Here is a 17,001-nt window from a genome sequence, read left to right as displayed (position 1 = left end):
TGCGGGCCCGGAAGGGGTCCGGTCCGTCCTGCCCGGGGCGGGGCGTTCGCGGGCCCGGGACCGAGCACACGTATCGCGGGGGAATCATGAGCACGACCGACACCGTTGTCGCGACGGCGATCACACTCACCGACGCCGACCTCGATCCCCACGTCACCCACGCGTCCACGCGGCGCTGGCTGACCGGCCCCGGACTGCCCGCCGACAGCGGCCTGTTCAGCTTCGCGGAGCTGGCCCGGCAGGGCGGTCCGCACACCGTGGCCGACTCGACCGGCGACCCCGACGGCCGGCTCTCCCCGGAGCTGCGGGACCAGCTGGTCATCGGCGGACTGCTGGGCCCGGCCGGCCTGGAGACGGAGTCGGTGCTGCTCGACGGGGCGACCGGCGAGGTCTCCACGACGTTCCTCTTCCACGACCGCCCCGACCTGATGGACCGCCGCCCGCTCGCCCCGTCCCTGCCGACGCTGGTGCGGTTCGCCGCGGCCACGGACGAACTGGCGGGACTGCGCGGCCAGTTCGCCGCCTACGCGGGCCGGTACGGCACCAAGGCTGTCGCGGAGGCCTCCCGGCAGCTGCTGGCGGTGTTCGAGGAGGGCGCGGACGGCGAGCCGGCGCCGTTCTGGAAGATGGCCGCGCTGATCAGGCCGCTGGCCCTGGTGGCGGGCCCCGGCGCGGCGTCGGGGCTGGCCCTGGACCTCCCCCTGCGCCTGCTGGACGAGGAGTTCGGCCGGGGCGGAGTGGTCCGCTTCGAGGAGGTCGACTTCCCCGCCACGCTCACGCACGAGCCGACCCGCCGCTTCCTGCGCGAGACGGGCCTGCCGGAGGACGGCTTCCTCTTCCACCTGGACACCGACCTGCCGCTGCGCACGCTCACGGAGTACTACGCCGACGACTGCGGGCTCCCCGACGACCGCCTCCCCGCCCGGGCCGAGTGCCTGGTGCGCCTCGGGCACCTGATCGAGGACACCGCCCTGGTCGTCGACGGCGCCACCGGAGCGGTCCACAGCTGGAGCGAGCCGGACTCCGTCCTCTCGCCCCTGAACACGGACGTCTCCACCCTCGCCTTCACCCTCTGGCTGCTGCACCGCGAGCACGCCGTCGACGAGGCGTCGGGCCACGCGCTGACCAGCGACACCTACGACCAGCTGGCGCTGACGATGCTCCAGGTCCTGTCCTGCGTCGACCCGACGGGCACCACCGCCGACACCGACTGGCACTACTGGACGGAGCTCTTCCAGGACGAGGCGGGCGGGGTGCTCTGAGCCGGCGGTCCGCCGGTCAGGACGGTCCGGCGGCGGCCAGGGCGGCGGAGGGGCGGATGCGCTGACGCACGGTTGTTCTCCTCGTCGGAGCGGGAACGGCAGGGCATGTCCTGGACAACCGGAGGCCGCCCAGGGTTGTGCCGCCGTCCGCCCCGACGGAGGACGGGGAGACCGTGCCGGGGCGGGGTGCTTCGTAGGGAGGCGGTGGTGGGAATCGGATCCGTGTGACTCCCCGCGGGCGGAGCTCGCCGGTGGACGCGGTGCGGGCGACTCCCTGGGCCGCTCGGGCACCCGGCCGCGTCCGGGGGCGGGGCGCTTCGGGAGCGCCCCGCCCCCGGAGGGAGGCCGTGGCGGGAATCGAACCCGCGTAACTCGCTTTGCAGGCGAGTCCCTGGGCCACTCGGGCACACGGCCGCGTCGGGGGCGGGGCGCCGTGCGGCGCCCCGCCGTTCCGAACCGGTGGGACGACCGTACGGCGGGCCGGAGGCGGCGCGGAAGGGAAGCCCGGGGGCCGCAACACGACTGCCACGCGCCGTTCACGAACGGCCGTCCCGGACCTACGACCAAGGTCCCGTCGCCGTCCCGCCCCCCGACAGGAGTCATACCGGGCCGTGGCCCTTACCCTGGCGGTCATGACCGCCCCGAACCCGCGTGACACCGATGTCACCGAGCCCGTCGGCGTCCCCTCCCCGGACGCCGCCCCCGACGCGACCGTGCTGAGCGGCCCCTACCGGGCGCTGAGCACCGGCATCGTCTCCGTGGTGCTGCTGATCGCCTTCGAGGCGACGGCGGTCGGCACGGCGATGCCGGTGGCGGCGCGGGAGCTGGACGGGGTGCCGTTGTACGCGTTCGCGTTCTCGGGGTACTTCACGACCAGCCTGTTCGGCATGGTGCTGTCCGGCCAGTGGTCGGACCGGCGGGGCCCGCTCGCGCCGCTGGCCTGGGGGATCGCCTCCTTCGCGGCGGGACTGCTGCTCGCCGGGACGGCCGGGGCGATGTGGCTGTTCATCCTGGGGCGGGCCGTGCAGGGGCTCGGCGGCGGACTGGTGATCGTCGCGCTGTACGTCGTCGTCGGGCGGGCCTACCCGGAGCGGCTGCGGCCGGCGATCATGGCGGCGTTCGCGGCGAGCTGGGTGGTGCCGTCGATCGTCGGCCCGCTGGCCTCCGGGGCGGTCACCGAGCACATCGGCTGGCGCTGGGTGTTCCTCGGCATCCCGGTGCTCGTGGTGTTCCCGCTGGCGCTCGCGCTGCCGCAGATACGGCGCCTGGCGTCCGGCCCGGTGGGCGGGGACGCGCCCGCCTCCTTCGACGGCCGCCGCATCCGCCTGGCCCTGGCGATCTCCCTCGGCGCGGGCCTGCTCCAGTACGCAGCCCAGGACCTGCGCTGGATCTCCCTGCTGCCGGGCGCGCTGGGCGTCGCCCTGCTGGTGCCGGCCGTGCTCGGCCTGCTCCCGCGCGGCACGTGCCGCGCGGTGCGCGGGCTGCCCTCGGTCGTCCTGCTGCGCGGGGTCGCCGCCGGCTCCTTCATCGCGGCGGAGTCCTTCGTCCCGCTGATGCTGGTCACCCAGCGCGGCCTCAGCCCGACCCTGGCCGGCTTCTCCCTCGCGGCCGGCGGCGGCACCTGGGCGCTGGGCTCCTGGGTCCAGTCCCGGCCCCGCCTGGAGCCGTACCGGGAACGCCTGATGGTCCTCGGCATGGTCCTGGTGGCGGCGGCGATCGCGGCGGCCCCGTCCGTCCTGATCGAGGCCGTGCCCGCCTGGACGGTGGCCGTCGCCTGGGCCTTCGGCTGCTTCGGCATGGGCCTGGTGATCTCCTCCACCAGCGTGCTGCTGCTCCAGCTCTCCGCCCCCCAGGAGGCGGGCGCCAACTCCGCCGCCCTCCAGATCTCCGACGGCCTCTCCAACGTCCTCCTGCTGGCCGCGGGCGGCGCCGCCTTCGCGGCCCTGGGCGGCGGCACGGTCAGCCACGCGGCGACGGAGGCCACCGGCTCCCACCCGGCCGCCTTCGCCGCGGTGTTCCTGCCGATGGCGGCGGTGGCGCTGGCGGGGGCGTGGGTGGCGGCGCGAGTGCGGACGGAATCGGCATGACACCAAGTGGTACCGCGTAGTACCGTCACGGCATGGCCGGACTGAACCTGCGGTTTACCGACGAAGAGCTCGACGCCCTGCGTGAGCGCGCCGCTGCGGAAGGACGCAGCATGCAGGCCTTCGCGCACGACGCAGTGGTCGCGGCCATAAACGAGCATGCGCGGTTGTTCAACGAGGCGGCCGACCATGTGCTGAGGGCCAGTGCGGAGCTGAACCGGAGGCTCGCCTGATGCACCACCTCACCTTGCCCGAGCTGCTGAACCTCGCAAAGCGGCTCGGGGAGGATGCGGTGCGCGATTACGGGCTGCTGGACTCGGCCCTGGCACGTCCGCAGTCGAGCGTGTTCGGCCAGGACGCCTACCCAGACGTGTGGCAGAAGGCCGCGGCCCTGATGGAGTCCCTCGCCCGCAACCATGCCCTCATCGACGGCAATAAGCGCCTTGCCTGGTACGCGACCTGGGTCTTCCTCCACATGAACGGGCATTCGCTCGATCCGGAATTCGATGTGGACGAGGCCGAGCGGTTTGTGCTGGACGTCTGCCAGGGCGTACTGGACGTTCCCAAGATCGCATCCGAGCTGCCCCGCTTCGCGCGCTGACTGTGACCTCGGTCCCACCCTCGGGTGGGACGGCCGCGTAGCGGCGTTCGCGTCGTCGGCGCATCGGTAGGGTGGCCCGGTCGTCATCCGCAGACGTGCCGCCCGACCCCCCCTCGGAGATCGTGACTACCACCGCCAGCTCCGCGTCCCACTCGCACCACCTGTCCCCGGCCTTCCCCGGACGTGCCCCCTGGGGCACCGCCGGCAAGCTGCGCGCCTGGCAGCAGGGGGCGATGGAGAAGTACATCCAGACGCAGCCCCGGGACTTCCTGGCGGTGGCCACCCCCGGCGCCGGCAAGACGACCTTCGCGCTGACGCTGGCGTCCTGGCTGCTGCACCACCACGTCGTGCAGCAGGTGACCGTCGTCGCGCCCACCGAGCACCTGAAGAAGCAGTGGGCCGAGGCCGCCGCGCGGATAGGCATCAAGCTCGACCCCGAGTACAGCGCGGGCCCGCTCGGCAGGGAGTACGACGGCGTCGCCGTGACGTACGCCGGCGTCGGCGTGCGCCCCATGCTGCACCGCAACCGGGTCGAGCAGCGCAAGACCCTCGTCATCCTCGACGAGATCCACCACGCCGGCGACTCCAAGTCCTGGGGCGAGGCCTGTCTGGAGGCGTTCGAGCCGGCCACCCGGCGGCTCGCGCTCACCGGCACGCCGTTCCGCTCGGACACCAACCCCATCCCCTTCGTGGCGTACGAGGAGGGCGACGACGGGATCCGCCGCTCCTCCGCCGACTACACCTACGGCTACGGCTCCGCCCTCGCCGACCACGTCGTGCGTCCCGTCATCTTCATGAACTACAGCGGCAACATGCGCTGGCGCACCAAGGCCGGCGACGAGATCGAGGCGCGCCTCGGCGAGCCCATGACCAAGGACGCCGTCAGCCAGGCCTGGCGCACCGCGCTGGACCCGCGCGGCGAGTGGATGCCGGCCGTGCTGCGCGCCGCCGACCAGCGGCTCACCGAGGTCCGCAAGGGCATCCCGGACGCCGGCGCCCTCGTCATCGCCTCCGACCAGGAGTCCGCCCGCGCCTACGCCAAGCTGATCCGCGACATCACCGGCCACAAGGCCACCCTCGTGCTGTCCGACGACGCCGGCGCGTCCCGGCGGATCGACGAGTTCAGCGCCGGCGACGACCGCTGGATGGTCGCCGTCCGCATGGTGTCCGAGGGCGTCGACGTGCCGCGCCTCGCGGTCGGCGTGTACGCCACCACCATCTCCACCCCGCTGTTCTTCGCCCAGGCAGTGGGACGTTTCGTGCGGTCCCGGCGGCGCGGCGAGACCGCGTCCGTGTTCCTGCCGACCATCCCGGACCTGCTCGGCTTCGCAGGCGAGATGGAGCGCGAGCGCGACCACGTCCTCGACAAGCCCAAGAAGGAGGGCGAGGAGGACCCGTACGCCGAGTCCGAGAAGGAGATGGAGGAGGCGAACCGGGAGCAGGACGAGGACACCGGCGAGCAGGACATGCTGCCCTTCGAGGCGCTGGAGTCCGACGCCGTCTTCGACCGGGTGATGTACAACGGCGCCGAGTTCGGCATGCAGGCCCACCCCGGCAGCGACGAGGAGCAGGACTACCTCGGCATCCCCGGACTCCTGGAACCCGACCAGGTGCAGCTGCTGCTCCAGAAGCGGCAGGCCCGGCAGATCGCGCACAGCCGCAAGAAGCCGGACACCGAGGCCGACCTGCTGGAACTGCCCGCCGAGCGACGGCCCGTGGTCTCCCACAAGGAGATGATGGAGCTGCGCAAGCGGCTCAACAGCCTGGTCGGCGCGTACGTGCACCAGAGCGGCAAGCCGCACGGCGTCATCCACACCGAGCTGCGCCGGGTCTGCGGCGGCCCGCCCTCGGCCGAGGCCACGGCGGGACAGCTGCGCCAGCGGATCGAAAAGGTGCAGGAATGGGCCACGCGCATGCGGTGACCCAGGGGCGCGTATGGGGGCAAAGGGAACGACTTTCCCGGAAGGATGCCCGGATTCTGGACGGAGCCTTCCGCTCACCGGACCGGCTCGCTACTGTCCCCGCAACGCACACGCCCCGTGGCAGCGCCGCCGCGGAGCGCAGCCGTGAAGCGACTGTGCCCGGGAGACGACCGGGCCGCCGGCCGATCGGCGGCCTCTGAAGCGCGTGACCGACGGGACTCGGTGACGCATCCACCGCGAGGGGGCCGCCGACCTCACCACTGAAGGAGTGGGCGTCGTGACCGCGGAGACCTCTCAGACGCTCGACAGGGGACTGCGTGTCCTCAAGCTGCTGGCCGATACGGACCACGGGCTGACCGTCACCGAGCTTTCCCACAAACTGGGCGTGAACCGGACGGTGGTGTACCGGTTGCTCGCCACGCTGGAGCAGCACGCGCTCGTACGCCGCGACCTGGGCGGACGGGCCCGGGTCGGGCTCGGGGTGCTGAGGCTGGGCCGGCAGGTGCACCCGCTGGTGCGGGAGGCGGCGATGCCGGCGCTGCGGTCGCTGGCCGAGGACATAGGGGCGACCGCGCACCTGACGCTGGTGGACGGCGCGGAGGCGCTGGCGGTGGCCGTGGTGGAGCCGTCGTGGACGGACTACCACGTGGCGTACCGGGCGGGGTTCCGGCACCCGCTGGAGCGGGGGGCCGCGGGGAAGGCGATCCTGTCGGCCCGGCAGCAGCGGGCGGACGACCCCGGATACACGCTGACCCACGGTGAGTTGGAGGCGGGCGCGTGCGGGGCGGCCGCGCCGCTGCTCGGGGTGACCGGGGTCGAGGGCAGCGTGGGCGTGGTCATGCTGGCGGAGGTCGTCCCGGAACGGGTCGGCGCGCGGGTGGTGGACGCGGCCCGCGAGGTGGCGGAGGCGCTGCGCTGAGCCGCCCGCCCCACGGGCGGCCGAGGGCGGGGGAGGCACGGCCGCCCACGGCGGCGGCACGTTAGATTGGCCCCGTGCTCTCTCGCCTCTCGCGTCCCCAGGCCCTGGCCGTCCTGGCCGCCCCCGTGGTGGCCCTGCTCGCCACCGCCGCGTTCGCCCCGCTGCCCTTCTCCCTCGCACAGCCCGGCATGACCGCGAACGTCCTCGGCGAGGACAAGGGCACCCCGGTCATCACGATCACCGGCGCACCCGTCCGCGAGACCAGCGGGCAGCTGCGGATGACGACCATCGAGGCGACCTCACCGGACACCCGCGTCGGCCTCCCGGAGGTCGTCGACGGCTGGTTCGACACCGACCGGGCGGTCATGCCCCGTGACTCCGTCTACCCCAGCGGCGACAGCGTCAAGGAGATCGAGCGGTACAACCGCGCGCAGATGAAGGAGTCCCAGGACGAGGCGGTCCGGGCCGCCCTGGGCTACCTCGGCCGCGAGGACGACGACATCGAGGTCACCCTGGAGCTCGCCGACGTCGGCGGCCCCAGCGCCGGCCTGCTGTTCTCCCTCGGCATCGTCGACAAGCTGGACGGCGACGGCGACGGCGGCGACCTCACCGGCGGACGGATCGTCGCCGGGACGGGCACGATCGACGCGGACGGCACCGTCGGCGCGGTCGGCGGCGTCCCCCTGAAGACGCAGGCGGCCAGGCGGGACGGCGCCACCGTCTTCCTGGTCCCGAAGGACGAGTGCTCCGACGCCCGGGCCGAACTCCCCGACGGCCTGCGCCTGATCCCGGTCACCACCCTCGAAAGCGCCGTCGACGCGCTGGTCGCCCTGGAGAAGGGCACCGGGAAGGTCCCCGGCTGTTAGCCCTCCTCGACCAGCCCCTCCGCCACCATCCAGTCCAGCGCCACCTGGTGCGGGTCCTCCCCGTCGACGTCCACCTTCGCGTTGAGGTCCTGGGCCACGGTGTTGTCCAGCTTCGCCGTCACCGGGGCGAGGACGTCGGCGATGGCCGGCCACTTCTCGAACGTGTCGGTGTTGACCGTCGGCGCCGCGTTGTAGTTGGGGAAGAACCTCTTGTCGTCCTCCATCACCACCAGGTTCATGGACTTGATCCGCCCGTCGGTGGTGAAGACCTCGCCGTAGGCGCAGGCGCCCTTGGCCGTCTGGGTGTAGATGATCCCGGTGTCCATCTGCGTGACGTCGCGCGCCGGGACGTCCATGCCGTACGCCTTCTCCATGCCCGGCAGCCCGTCCGCCCGGTTGGCGAACTCGCCCTCCACGCACAGCGTCACCGCCCCCGGATCGGACGTCGCCAGCTCCGCCACCTGGGAGAGGGTCAGGGTGCGGTACCTCTCGTAGTTCGCCTGGTTCATGGCGAGGGCGTAGGTGTTGTTCAGCTTCGACGGCTCCAGCCAGGTCACCCCGTTCCTCACGTCCGCGTCCCGCACCGCCCGCCACTGCTCGCGCGGGTCCGGGATCGGCTCGCTGTTGCCCTGGTACGTGATCCACGCCGTGCCCGTGTACTCGAACCCGGCGTCCGCCTCGCCGTTGACGACCGCCTCCCGGGAGCCGACCGAGCCCTGGATGCCGGTCCGGTCGACGACCTCCGCGCCGGCCGCCTGGAAGGCGATGCCCATGATCGCGCCGAGGATCAGCTGCTCGGTGAACTCCTTCGAGGTGACGGTGAGCTTCGCGCCCTCCAGCGGCCTGCCCCGGCCGACCGTGCCCGGTTCCACGTCGTCGACCATGGGGGAGCCGCTGGTCAGCCCGCAGCCCGGGACCGCCGCCAGCAGCACCCCGGCCAGGAACAGGCGGGCCCGCCTCACGGGCCCGCCTCCAGGCCGTGCGGCCGCAGCAGCAGCTCCGCCAGGGAGGCCAGCCAGTCCACCAGCAGCGCCAGCGCGACGGTGAGGACCGAGCCCACCACCAGCACCGGCATCCGCTGGCTGGTGATCCCGGTGGTGATCAGCACGCCGAGCCCCCCGCCGCCGCCGAAGGTGGCCAGCGTCGCCGTGCCGACGTTCAGGACGAGCGCCGTCCGCACGCCCGCCAGGATGAGGGGGACGGCCAGCGGCAGCTCCACCCGGGTGAGCACGCCCAGCGGGGACATGCCGATGCCGCGCGCCGCCTCCAGCAGCGTCGGGTCGTTCGCCTTCAGACCCGCGATGGTGTTGGACAGCACCGGCAGCACGGCGTAGGCGATGATGCCGATCAGGGCCGCCCGGCGGCCGATGCCCAGCCAGATCACCAGCAGCGCCAGCAGACCGATCGCCGGGGTGGCCTGGCCCGCGTTGGCCACCGCCACCGCCACCGGCGTCGCCCTGCGGAACGTGCGGCGGGTCAGCAGGACGCCCAGCGGGATCGCGATGAGCAGCACGAAGAACGTCGAGATGACGGTGAGCTCGATGTGCTGCCACAGCGCCTTGGACACCTGCCCGTTCGACAGCGCGTTCCGGGTGAGCGCGTCCAGGTCCGCCTGCTCGAACCACAGCCACGTCGCGAGCAGCACGGCGATCAGCGCCACCGGCAGGAACGTCAGTTTCCGCCAGGTCACCCGGGGCGGCCGCACGGCCCGGGGAGCGGCCCGCGCCCCGTCCGGCGCCGCGCCGCCCCCGCCCCGGGACGCCGGTTCCCGCACCTCGTGACCGTCCTCGGGCCGCCACCCGGAGGAGCCGGAAACGGGGGCCCTCACGCCTTCGTCCCCCCGCCGGGAGCGCCGGGACCGCCGGGAGCGCCGGGGCCGTCGAAGCCCTCCTGCTCGGCGTGCGTCCGCGCGGACCGCTGCTCCTGGAGTTCGTGCCGGGCGTCCATCGCCTCCAGCCGGTCCGCCTCCAGCAGTTCGTGCACGGAGTTCATCAGCGTCTCCACGTCCACGACGCCCTCGTACGCGCCGCGCCGCCCGGTGACCGGGACCCGGCCCGTGTTGTCGGTGAGCACCGCCTCCAGGGCGTCCCGCAGCGTGGCGTCCTGGGTCACCGTGTCGTGCACCAGCGTGCCCGCGCGGGCCAGGGAGCCCTCGGCGCGCACCATGTCGCCGCGCCTGAGCCACTTGTAGGGGCGGCCCCGCCGGTCGAGCACCAGGACCTCGTTGGTGCCGCCGGAGCGGAGCCTGTCGAAGATCTCCTGGAGCGGGTCGTCGACGCCCACCGTCGGGTAGTCGGTGATCCCCACGTCCCGCACCCGGGTCAGGTTCAGCCGCTTCAGCGCCGCGCCCGCGCCGACGAAACCGGAGACGAAGTCGTCGGCGGGGTTGGTGAGGATCGCCTCCGGGGTGTCGAACTGGGCGATGTGGGAGCGTTCGCGCAGCACCGCGATCCGGTCGCCGATCTTGATCGCCTCGTCGAAGTCGTGGGTGACGAAGACGATCGTCTTGTGCAGCTCCCGCTGGAGCCGGATCAGCTCGTCCTGGAGGTGGTCCCGGGTGATCGGGTCGACCGCGCCGAACGGCTCGTCCATCAGCAGCACCGGCGGGTCCGCCGCCAGCGCCCGCGCCACGCCCACCCGCTGCTGCTGGCCGCCGGACAGCTGGCGCGGGTAGCGGCCGTGGAACTCGCCGGGGTCCAGGCCGACCAGGTCCAGCATCTCCTCCACCCGGTCCCGCACCCGGGCCGCCGGCCAGCGCAGCATCCTCGGCACCAGCGCGATGTTCTGCGCCACCGTCATGTGCGGGAACAGCCCGCTGGCCTGGATCGCGTACCCGATCGTGCGGCGCAGCCGCACCGGGTCCATGCCGGTGACGTCCCGGCCGCCGATGCGGATCCGGCCGCCCGTCGGCTCGATCAGCCGGTTGACCATCTTCAGGAGGGTGGACTTCCCGCACCCCGACGGGCCGACGAGGATCACCGTCTCGCCCGCCCTGATGTCCATGCTGACGCTGTCGACGGCCGGCAGCGCACTGCCCGGGTACCGCTTGGTCAGGCCCTCCAGCTCGATGGTCGCCCCGACCGACCGGGGCGCCGTCCCGGACGCACCGGGACCGGACGGACCGGGACCGGACGGACCAGGACCGGACGGACCGGGGCCGGACGGATCAGGCACGGATCCCCCTGGGAACGGTCAGCCGTCCGATCAGCACGTACGCGGCGTCGAACAGCAGGGCCAGGGCGATGATCCCGAGGGTGCCCGCGAGCACCTGGTTCAGCGCGTTCTTGCTGCCCAGCGAGGCGATCCCGCGGAAGATCAGGTTGCCGAGGCCGGGCCCGGAGGCGTACGCGGCGATGGCGGCGATGCCCATCAGCATCTGCGTGGAGACCCGGATCCCGGTCAGGATCGGCGGCCAGGCCAGCGGCAGCTCCACCCGCACCAGCCGGGCCGCACGGGACATCCCGATGCCCTTGGCCGCGTCCACCAGCGACGGGTCGACCCCGCGCAGCCCCACGATCGCGTTCCGCACGATCGGCAGCAGCCCGTACAGCGTCAGCGCGATCACCGTCGGCGGCACCCCGAGCCCCACGACCGGGACCAGCAGGCCGATCATGGCCAGCGCCGGAACGGTCAGCAGGGTGGCGGTGGCGGTCGTGGCCAGGCCGCCCGCCCACTCGCTGCGGTAGGTGACCACCCCGATCAGCACACCGAGCAGCGTCGCCACCACCATGCACTGGAGGACGACACTGGCGTGCTGGTAGGCGTCGGCCAGCAGTTGCTGGTGCCGGCTCTCCAGGTACTCCCAGAAGTTCACATCGCCTCACCCCGGCTCGGCCAGGTCGGTTCACTCGCCGAGCGCGGCCTGCTCCACCAGCGGGATGATCCGCAGCGGAACGGGGTTCTCCATGACGATCGCCGTGGAGGCCCGGACGATGCCATCAAAACCGACGACGCGGTCGATCACCCGCTGGAGATCGGCGTTGGAGCGCGCCACGAGACGGCACAGCATGTCCCCGGTACCGGTGGTGGTGTGCAGCTCCAGCACCTCCGGCACGGTCGCCAAGTGGGCCCGCACGTCGGCTCCTTGACCCTGCCGGATCTGCAGCGTGGCGAACGCCGTGACCGGGTAGCCGAGGGCCGCGGGATCCACCTCCGGACCGAATCCGCGGATGACTCCGTTCGACTGAAGCCGGTCGAGGCGGGCCTGCACGGTGCCGCGCGCCACCCCGAGCCGCCGGGACATCTCCAGCACCCCGATCCGCGGCTCCCGCGCCAGCAGCAGGATGATCCGCCCGTCCAGATGATCGATCGCCATACCGGCCTCCCCGGTGGTCATCCTGTACAGAAAGCCCGACGGCACGGGCAGACGGCTGAACACATTGCCCAGTGAACGGCCGAACTATTGCGCACCTTGCGGGGCTGCACCACCCTGCCCCCATGACGCAGACCACACACCACGCTCCCGACACCGCCCGGCAGGCCGACCCCTTCCCGGTCAAGGGAATGGACGCGGTCGTCTTCGCCGTGGGCAACGCCAAGCAGGCGGCGCACTACTACTCCACCGCCTTCGGCATGAAGCTGGTCGCCTACTCCGGACCGGAGAACGGCAGCCGCGAGACCGCCGCCTACGTCCTCGAGAGCGGTTCGGCCCGCTTCGTGTTCACCTCGGTGATCAAGCAGTCCACCGAGTGGGGCGCCTTCCTCGCCGACCACGTGGCCGCGCACGGCGACGGCGTCGTCGACCTCGCCATCGAGGTCCCGGACGCGCGCGCCGCGTACGCCTACGCCGTCGAGCACGGCGCCCGCTCCGTCGCCGAGCCGTACGAGCTGAAGGACGAGCACGGCACCGTGGTCCTGGCCGCGATCGCCACGTACGGCAGGACCCGCCACACCCTGGTCGAGCGCACCGGCTACGACGGCCCCTACCTGCCCGGGTACGTCGCCGCCGACCCGATCGTCGAGCCGCCCGCCCAGCGCTTCTTCCAGGCCGTCGACCACTGCGTCGGCAACGTCGAGCTCGGCCGGATGAACGAGTGGGTCGAGTTCTACAACAAGGTCATGGGCTTCACGAACATGAAGGAGTTCGTGGGCGACGACATCGCCACCGAGTACAGCGCGCTGATGTCGAAGGTGGTCGCCGACGGCACGCTCAAGGTCAAGTTCCCGATCAACGAGCCCGCCGTCGCCAAGAAGAAGTCCCAGATCGACGAGTACCTGGAGTTCTACGGCGGCGCGGGCGTCCAGCACATCGCGCTGAACACCAACGACATCGTGCAGACGGTCCGCCGGATGCGCGCGGCCGGCGTGCGGTTCCTGGACACCCCCGACTCGTACTACGACACCCTCGGCGAGTGGGCCGGCGAGACCCGGGTGCCGGTGGAGACGCTGCGCGAGCTGAAGATCCTCGTCGACCGCGACGAGGACGGCTACCTGCTGCAGATCTTCACCAAGCCGGTCCAGGACCGCCCGACGGTCTTCTTCGAACTCATCGAGCGGCACGGCTCCATGGGCTTCGGCAAGGGCAACTTCAAGGCCCTCTTCGAGGCCATCGAACGCGAACAGGCCAAGCGCGGCAACCTGTAGGCGCCCCCGTAGCCGCGGGCGGCCGTGCCTCAGGACAACCCGGGTCCCGCCTGGAGGGAAGGCTCCCCCAGGCGGGCCAGCGCCGCCTTCGCCCGCGGCGCCCACAGCGGCGAGAACCACGGATTGATCCGCAGCGCCTCCTCCAGGTGCCGCCGTGCCGCCCCGTGCCGCCCCAGCGACCGCTCGATCATCCCCCGGTGGAACACGTACGGCGCGCTGCGCACCCCACCCCCCTCCGTCCCCCCGGTCGCCCGCACCGCGAACGGCAACGCCTCCTCGTGCCGGCCGGCCCGGTGCAGCGCCCACCCCAGCGCGTCCGCCACCGCGGTGGACGGCTGCCGCTTCCACAGCCCCCGCAGCCGCCGCACGGCACCGGCCGCGTCCCCGTGGTCCGCCTCGAGCCGCCCCAGCACCAGTGACTCGTCGCCCCCGTGCGCGGCGGCCGCCCGCACCCGCTCCCGCACCACCTCGTACCGCGCCTCCGCCGCCCGCCGCAGCCCCAGCGACTCGTACAGCTCACCCAGCTCCAGCGCGTACTCCGGCCGGGGCTGCTCCGCCAGCGCCGTCCGGTACGCGCCCAGCGCCTCCGGCGTCCGCCCCAGCGCCGCCAGCGTCCTGCCCCACCCGGCCTGTGCCGCCCGCTGATCGGGGTCGGTCCGCACCGCCTGCCGGAAGTACCGCAGCGCCTCCTCCCGGTCGCCGCGCTCCCAGGCGAGCTGTCCGGCCCGCTCCAGATAGGCCGCCCGCTCGGCCGGCCCCCGGGCGGTCGGCGCCGCGTCCGCCAGCTCGGCCGCCGCGTCCTCCCGCCAGCCCCGGTCCCGGTACACGGCCGCCGCCCACGCCATCACGGCGGGCCCGGAGCGCAGCTCCTTCAGCCGCTCCAGCAGCCGGCCCGCCTCCTCGTCGTCGCCGAGCCCGGCGGACGCCTCGATCAGCAGCGGGTACGTCGTCCACCGCCCCGGCTCCAGCTTCCGCGCCGCCTGGCCCCACTTCCGCGCGCCCGCGAAGTCCCGCCGCGCGTTCGCCAGCGCCGCCATCCCCCGCAGCGCCGGGGCGTTCCCCTTCGCCCGCACCTTCAGCGAGGTGCGCAGCGCCTCCTCGGCCCGCGTCCAGTAGGCCGGATCCGCCAGCCGCAGCCCCTGTTCCACCCGGGCCGCCCCGAGCACCGCCCAGGCCTCCGCGTCCCGGGGATGCTCGCGCACCCGCCGCTCGCGCTCCCCGGCCAGCGCCGCCAGGTCGGGCAGCGCGGCCGGCACCCCGCCGGTGACCGCCGCCAGCGCCCGCGCACCCGCCTCCGGAGCGGGCGGCGCCTCGTGCCCCCAGAGCCACAGCACCGGTGCCGCGCCCAGTACCGCGCATCCGGCGACCGAGGCGAGCAGCGCCCGGCGGCGGGCCCGCCGCCGGGGCTCGTGGGGCTTGTCGTCCGTGGCGCGCACCGTCATGGCGCACACCCTGCGCCACACCCCACGCCCGTACGACGATCACACTCCGGCGTGACGCGGCTGCCGTACACGGGTTCACACCGATGGCCCCCCGGTGCCACGCTGTGATCGTGAGCCGTATCGAAGCGCGACGCGATGAAGACACGGTGGCGGCCGGACCCCTCGTCGACCGGCTGCTCGGCGGCCTGCCCCCCGAGGCCGTCCTCACCGATCCCGACGTCACGGCCTCCTACGCCCACGACATGGCGAGCTTCTGCCCGGCCGGCAGCCCCGCGGTGGTGGTCCTGCCGCGCACGGTCGAACAGGTCCAGCACGTCATGCGCACCGCCACCGGGCTGCGGGTCCCCGTCGTCCCGCAGGGCGCCCGCACCGGCCTGTCCGGCGCCGCCAACGCCACCGACGGCTGCGTCGTGCTCTCCCTGACGAAGATGGACCGCATCCTGGAGATCAGCCCGGTCGACCGGATCGCCGTCGTCGAACCCGGCGTCGTCAACGCCGCCCTCTCCCGCGCGGTGCAGGCACACGGCCTGTACTACCCGCCCGACCCCTCCAGCTGGGAGACGTGCACCATCGGCGGCAACATCGGCACCGCCTCGGGCGGGCTGTGCTGCGTGAAGTACGGGGTGACGGCCGAGTACGTCCTCGGCCTGGACGTCGTCCTCGCCGACGGCCGCCTGATGTCCACCGGCCGGCGCACCGCCAAGGGCGTCGCCGGATACGACCTGACCCGTCTGTTCGTCGGGTCCGAGGGCTCCCTCGGCGTCGTCGTCCGGGCGGTCCTCGCCCTGCGGCCCGAGCCGCCCGGGCAGCTGGTGCTGGCCGCCGAGTTCTCCTCCGGTGCCGCCGCCTGCGACGCCGTGTGCCGCATCATGAAGACGGAAGGGCGCGAAGCGCGTCCGCAGAAGGGTGGTGGTGGGCGACGGGCGGGAGGCCACGTGCCCTCCCTCCTCGAACTCATGGACCGCACGACCGTCAGGGCCGTCAACGACCTGGCCCGCATGGGCCTGCCGGACTCCACGGAGGCCCTGCTGCTGGCCGGCTTCGACACCCCCGACCCGGCCGTCGACCTCGCCGCCGTCGGCGCGCTCTGCGAGGAGGCGGGCGCCACCCGGGTCGTGACGGCCGAGGACCCCGCCGAGTCCGAACTGCTGCTCCAGGCGCGGCGGATGTCCCTGGTCGCCCTGGAAGCGGTCAAGGGCACGACGATGATCGACGACGTGTGCGTGCCCCGCTCGGGACTCGGCGAGTTCCTCGACGGCGTCGAGCGGATCTCCGGGAAGCACCGGCTCACCGTCGGCGTCGTCTCCCACGCCGGCGACGGCAACACCCATCCGACGGTCTGCTTCGACGCCACGGACCCGGAGGAGTCGCGGCGGGCCCGCGCGTCCTTCGACGAGATCATGGCGCTCGGCCTGGAACTCGGCGGCACCATCACCGGCGAACACGGCGTGGGCGTGCTGAAGAAGGAGTGGCTGGCGCGGGAACTCGGCCCGGTGGGACTGGAGATGCAGCGCGCCGTCAAGCGGGTCTTCGACCCGCTGGGCATTCTCAACCCGGGCAAGCTCTTCTGAACGAGAAGGCGCCCGAAAGGGGTGGGGTCCGGCCGGACGGGCGGTCGGAGCCCCGCCCGTCTGATAGATGTGGTCCCCCCGACCCACCCATCGAGCAGATACGGGACGACGGAATGAGTGCCCCAACCCCGGCCCCCGGTGACGACAGGCCCCGCGAAGGGTACTACCCGGACCCGTCCATTCCCGGATATGTCCGGTACTGGAACGGCGCCTCCTGGGTACCGGGCACGAGCCGTCCGGCGCCCCGGGACGGCGAGCAGCTCGCACCGCCGCCCGGCGCGGGACCGGCGCGGCCCTCCGTCGAGGAGACCGGACCGCACTTCTTCGACGAGGACCCGGTCGAGGAACCCCTCCCGGCGTCCCCGGCCCCGGCCGATCCCCGGCACGGCGGCCGGCCCGAGCCCGCCTCGGCGTGGGGCGCCGACCGCTCGCACCAGGCCGGCTTCGGCGGCGCCCAGGACCGCAAGGTGTCCTGGGGCGCCGACCCGAGGGTGCCGCACGCGCAGGCGCCGTCCGCGCCGGAGACCGGGCACGCGGACACCGGCGCCCCGGACGAACGGGCCGCGGCCGGTTCGGGCGACACCTTCGTCTTCCGCACACCGGCGCCGAAGCCGCGGCGGGAGGACGGGGCCCCCGCGGACGAGGGCACGATGACCTTCCGCGCCGTGACCCCGCGCACGGCGCAGCCCGGCCCGGGACAGGGCCCGGCGGCCCCCGGGCGGCCCGGGTTCGCGGCCGGGAAGGCGGCGGC

16 protein-coding genes and 1 tRNA gene are annotated in these 17,001 nt (G+C 73.4%); 10 read left to right on the top strand and 7 right to left on the bottom strand.

What is annotated here, in order from left to right; translation table 11 throughout:
* Window positions 1–86: 86 nt before the first annotated feature.
* Entirely contained in the window at window positions 87–1,262 is a 1,176-nt protein-coding gene (locus ABTY20_RS28575) for an SUKH-4 family immunity protein (protein WP_351999932.1), read from the top strand.
* A 342-nt stretch (window positions 1,263–1,604) separates the two neighbouring features.
* On the opposite strand, the gene ABTY20_RS28570 is transcribed toward ABTY20_RS28575, so the two are convergent.
* Window positions 1,605–1,676, bottom strand: a tRNA-Cys gene (locus ABTY20_RS28570).
* Window positions 1,677–1,894: 218 nt separating this feature from the next.
* Between ABTY20_RS28570 and ABTY20_RS28565 the strand changes: the two genes are divergently transcribed.
* The 6 genes from ABTY20_RS28565 to ABTY20_RS28540 all read left to right on the top strand — a co-directional run bounded on the left by ABTY20_RS28565 (window position 1,895) and on the right by ABTY20_RS28540 (window position 7,654).
* Entirely contained in the window at window positions 1,895–3,349 is a 1,455-nt protein-coding gene (locus ABTY20_RS28565) for an MFS transporter (RefSeq protein ID WP_351999931.1), read from the top strand.
* Window positions 3,350–3,381: 32 nt separating this feature from the next.
* Window positions 3,382–3,579 (top strand): hypothetical protein, encoded by a 198-nt coding sequence (locus tag ABTY20_RS28560; RefSeq protein ID WP_351999930.1) that lies wholly within the window; start codon window positions 3,382–3,384, stop codon window positions 3,577–3,579.
* Complete coding sequence (locus ABTY20_RS28555) at window positions 3,579–3,947, top strand: type II toxin-antitoxin system death-on-curing family toxin (RefSeq protein ID WP_351999929.1); 369 nt, start codon at window positions 3,579–3,581, stop codon at window positions 3,945–3,947. The genes ABTY20_RS28560 and ABTY20_RS28555 overlap by 1 nt, the downstream gene beginning before the upstream one ends.
* Before the next feature lie 122 nt (window positions 3,948–4,069).
* Window positions 4,070–5,869, top strand: a complete 1,800-nt coding sequence (locus ABTY20_RS28550; protein ID WP_351999928.1) for a DEAD/DEAH box helicase — start codon at window positions 4,070–4,072, stop codon at window positions 5,867–5,869.
* Between the two features lie 277 nt (window positions 5,870–6,146).
* Window positions 6,147–6,788 (top strand): IclR family transcriptional regulator, encoded by a 642-nt coding sequence (locus ABTY20_RS28545; RefSeq protein WP_351999927.1) that lies wholly within the window; start codon window positions 6,147–6,149, stop codon window positions 6,786–6,788.
* A gap of 74 nt (window positions 6,789–6,862) precedes the next feature.
* The gene (locus ABTY20_RS28540; protein ID WP_351999926.1) at window positions 6,863–7,654 is read left to right on the top strand and encodes a S16 family serine protease; all 792 of its coding nucleotides are present in this window, start codon (window positions 6,863–6,865) and stop codon (window positions 7,652–7,654) included.
* On the opposite strand, the gene ABTY20_RS28535 is transcribed toward ABTY20_RS28540, so the two are convergent.
* The 5 genes from ABTY20_RS28535 to ABTY20_RS28515 are packed head-to-tail and all read right to left on the bottom strand — an operon-like array spanning window position 7,651 to window position 11,969.
* Window positions 7,651–8,616, bottom strand: coding sequence for a glycine betaine ABC transporter substrate-binding protein (locus tag ABTY20_RS28535; protein ID WP_351999925.1), 966 nt, complete (start codon window positions 8,614–8,616; stop codon window positions 7,651–7,653). The genes ABTY20_RS28540 and ABTY20_RS28535 overlap by 4 nt on opposite strands.
* Complete coding sequence (locus ABTY20_RS28530; protein WP_502991905.1) at window positions 8,613–9,428, bottom strand: ABC transporter permease; 816 nt, start codon at window positions 9,426–9,428, stop codon at window positions 8,613–8,615. Before ABTY20_RS28530 ends, ABTY20_RS28535 begins: the two co-directional genes overlap by 4 nt.
* Before the next feature lie 50 nt (window positions 9,429–9,478).
* The gene (locus ABTY20_RS28525; protein WP_351999924.1) at window positions 9,479–10,828 is read right to left on the bottom strand and encodes a betaine/proline/choline family ABC transporter ATP-binding protein; all 1,350 of its coding nucleotides are present in this window, start codon (window positions 10,826–10,828) and stop codon (window positions 9,479–9,481) included.
* Window positions 10,821–11,468, bottom strand: a complete 648-nt coding sequence (locus ABTY20_RS28520; RefSeq protein WP_351999923.1) for an ABC transporter permease — start codon at window positions 11,466–11,468, stop codon at window positions 10,821–10,823. Before ABTY20_RS28520 ends, ABTY20_RS28525 begins: the two co-directional genes overlap by 8 nt.
* Window positions 11,469–11,498: 30 nt before the next feature.
* Window positions 11,499–11,969, bottom strand: coding sequence for an Lrp/AsnC family transcriptional regulator (locus ABTY20_RS28515; protein ID WP_351999922.1), 471 nt, complete (start codon window positions 11,967–11,969; stop codon window positions 11,499–11,501).
* Window positions 11,970–12,091: 122 nt separating this feature from the next.
* Between ABTY20_RS28515 and hppD the strand changes: the two genes are divergently transcribed.
* Window positions 12,092–13,237 carry a 4-hydroxyphenylpyruvate dioxygenase gene (hppD, locus tag ABTY20_RS28510; protein WP_351999921.1) on the top strand — a complete coding sequence of 382 codons (1,146 nt, stop codon included), beginning with the start codon at window positions 12,092–12,094 and terminating at the stop codon, window positions 13,235–13,237.
* 29 nt (window positions 13,238–13,266) lie between these two features.
* Here hppD and ABTY20_RS28505 read toward each other — a convergent pair whose 3' ends face one another.
* Window positions 13,267–14,679: a tetratricopeptide repeat protein gene (locus ABTY20_RS28505; protein WP_351999920.1), complete on the bottom strand. Its 1,413-nt coding sequence runs from the start codon at window positions 14,677–14,679 to the stop codon at window positions 13,267–13,269.
* A gap of 104 nt (window positions 14,680–14,783) precedes the next feature.
* Here ABTY20_RS28505 and ABTY20_RS28500 point away from each other — a divergent pair, with 104 nt between their 5' ends.
* Both ABTY20_RS28500 and ABTY20_RS28495 read left to right on the top strand, forming a co-directional pair.
* Complete coding sequence (locus tag ABTY20_RS28500; RefSeq protein ID WP_351999919.1) at window positions 14,784–16,250, top strand: FAD-binding oxidoreductase; 1,467 nt, start codon at window positions 14,784–14,786, stop codon at window positions 16,248–16,250.
* Between the two features lie 113 nt (window positions 16,251–16,363).
* A partial coding sequence (locus ABTY20_RS28495) for a DUF2510 domain-containing protein (protein WP_351999918.1) occupies window positions 16,364–17,001 on the top strand: 638 nt, incomplete at its 3' end.

Origin of the sequence: Streptomyces sp. NPDC126497, assembly GCF_040302425.1 — a bacterium.
Lineage (GTDB): Bacteria > Actinomycetota > Actinomycetes > Streptomycetales > Streptomycetaceae > Streptomyces.
This window is presented reverse-complemented; position numbering and strand designations above follow the sequence as displayed.

Bases quoted from the DNA above. Each gene is read 5' to 3' on its own strand.
- ABTY20_RS28575 (WP_351999932.1), top strand. From the start codon at position 87: ATGAGCACGACCGACACCGTTGTCGCGACGGCGATCACACTCACCGAC.
- ABTY20_RS28565 (WP_351999931.1), top strand. From the start codon at position 1,895: ATGACCGCCCCGAACCCGCGTGACACCGATGTCACCGAGCCCGTCGGC.
- ABTY20_RS28560 (WP_351999930.1), top strand. From the start codon at position 3,382: ATGGCCGGACTGAACCTGCGGTTTACCGACGAAGAGCTCGACGCCCTG.
- ABTY20_RS28555 (WP_351999929.1), top strand. From the start codon at position 3,579: ATGCACCACCTCACCTTGCCCGAGCTGCTGAACCTCGCAAAGCGGCTC.
- ABTY20_RS28515 (WP_351999922.1), bottom strand. From the start codon at position 11,969: ATGGCGATCGATCATCTGGACGGGCGGATCATCCTGCTGCTGGCGCGG.
- hppD (WP_351999921.1), top strand. From the start codon at position 12,092: ATGACGCAGACCACACACCACGCTCCCGACACCGCCCGGCAGGCCGAC.
- ABTY20_RS28505 (WP_351999920.1), bottom strand. From the start codon at position 14,679: ATGACGGTGCGCGCCACGGACGACAAGCCCCACGAGCCCCGGCGGCGG.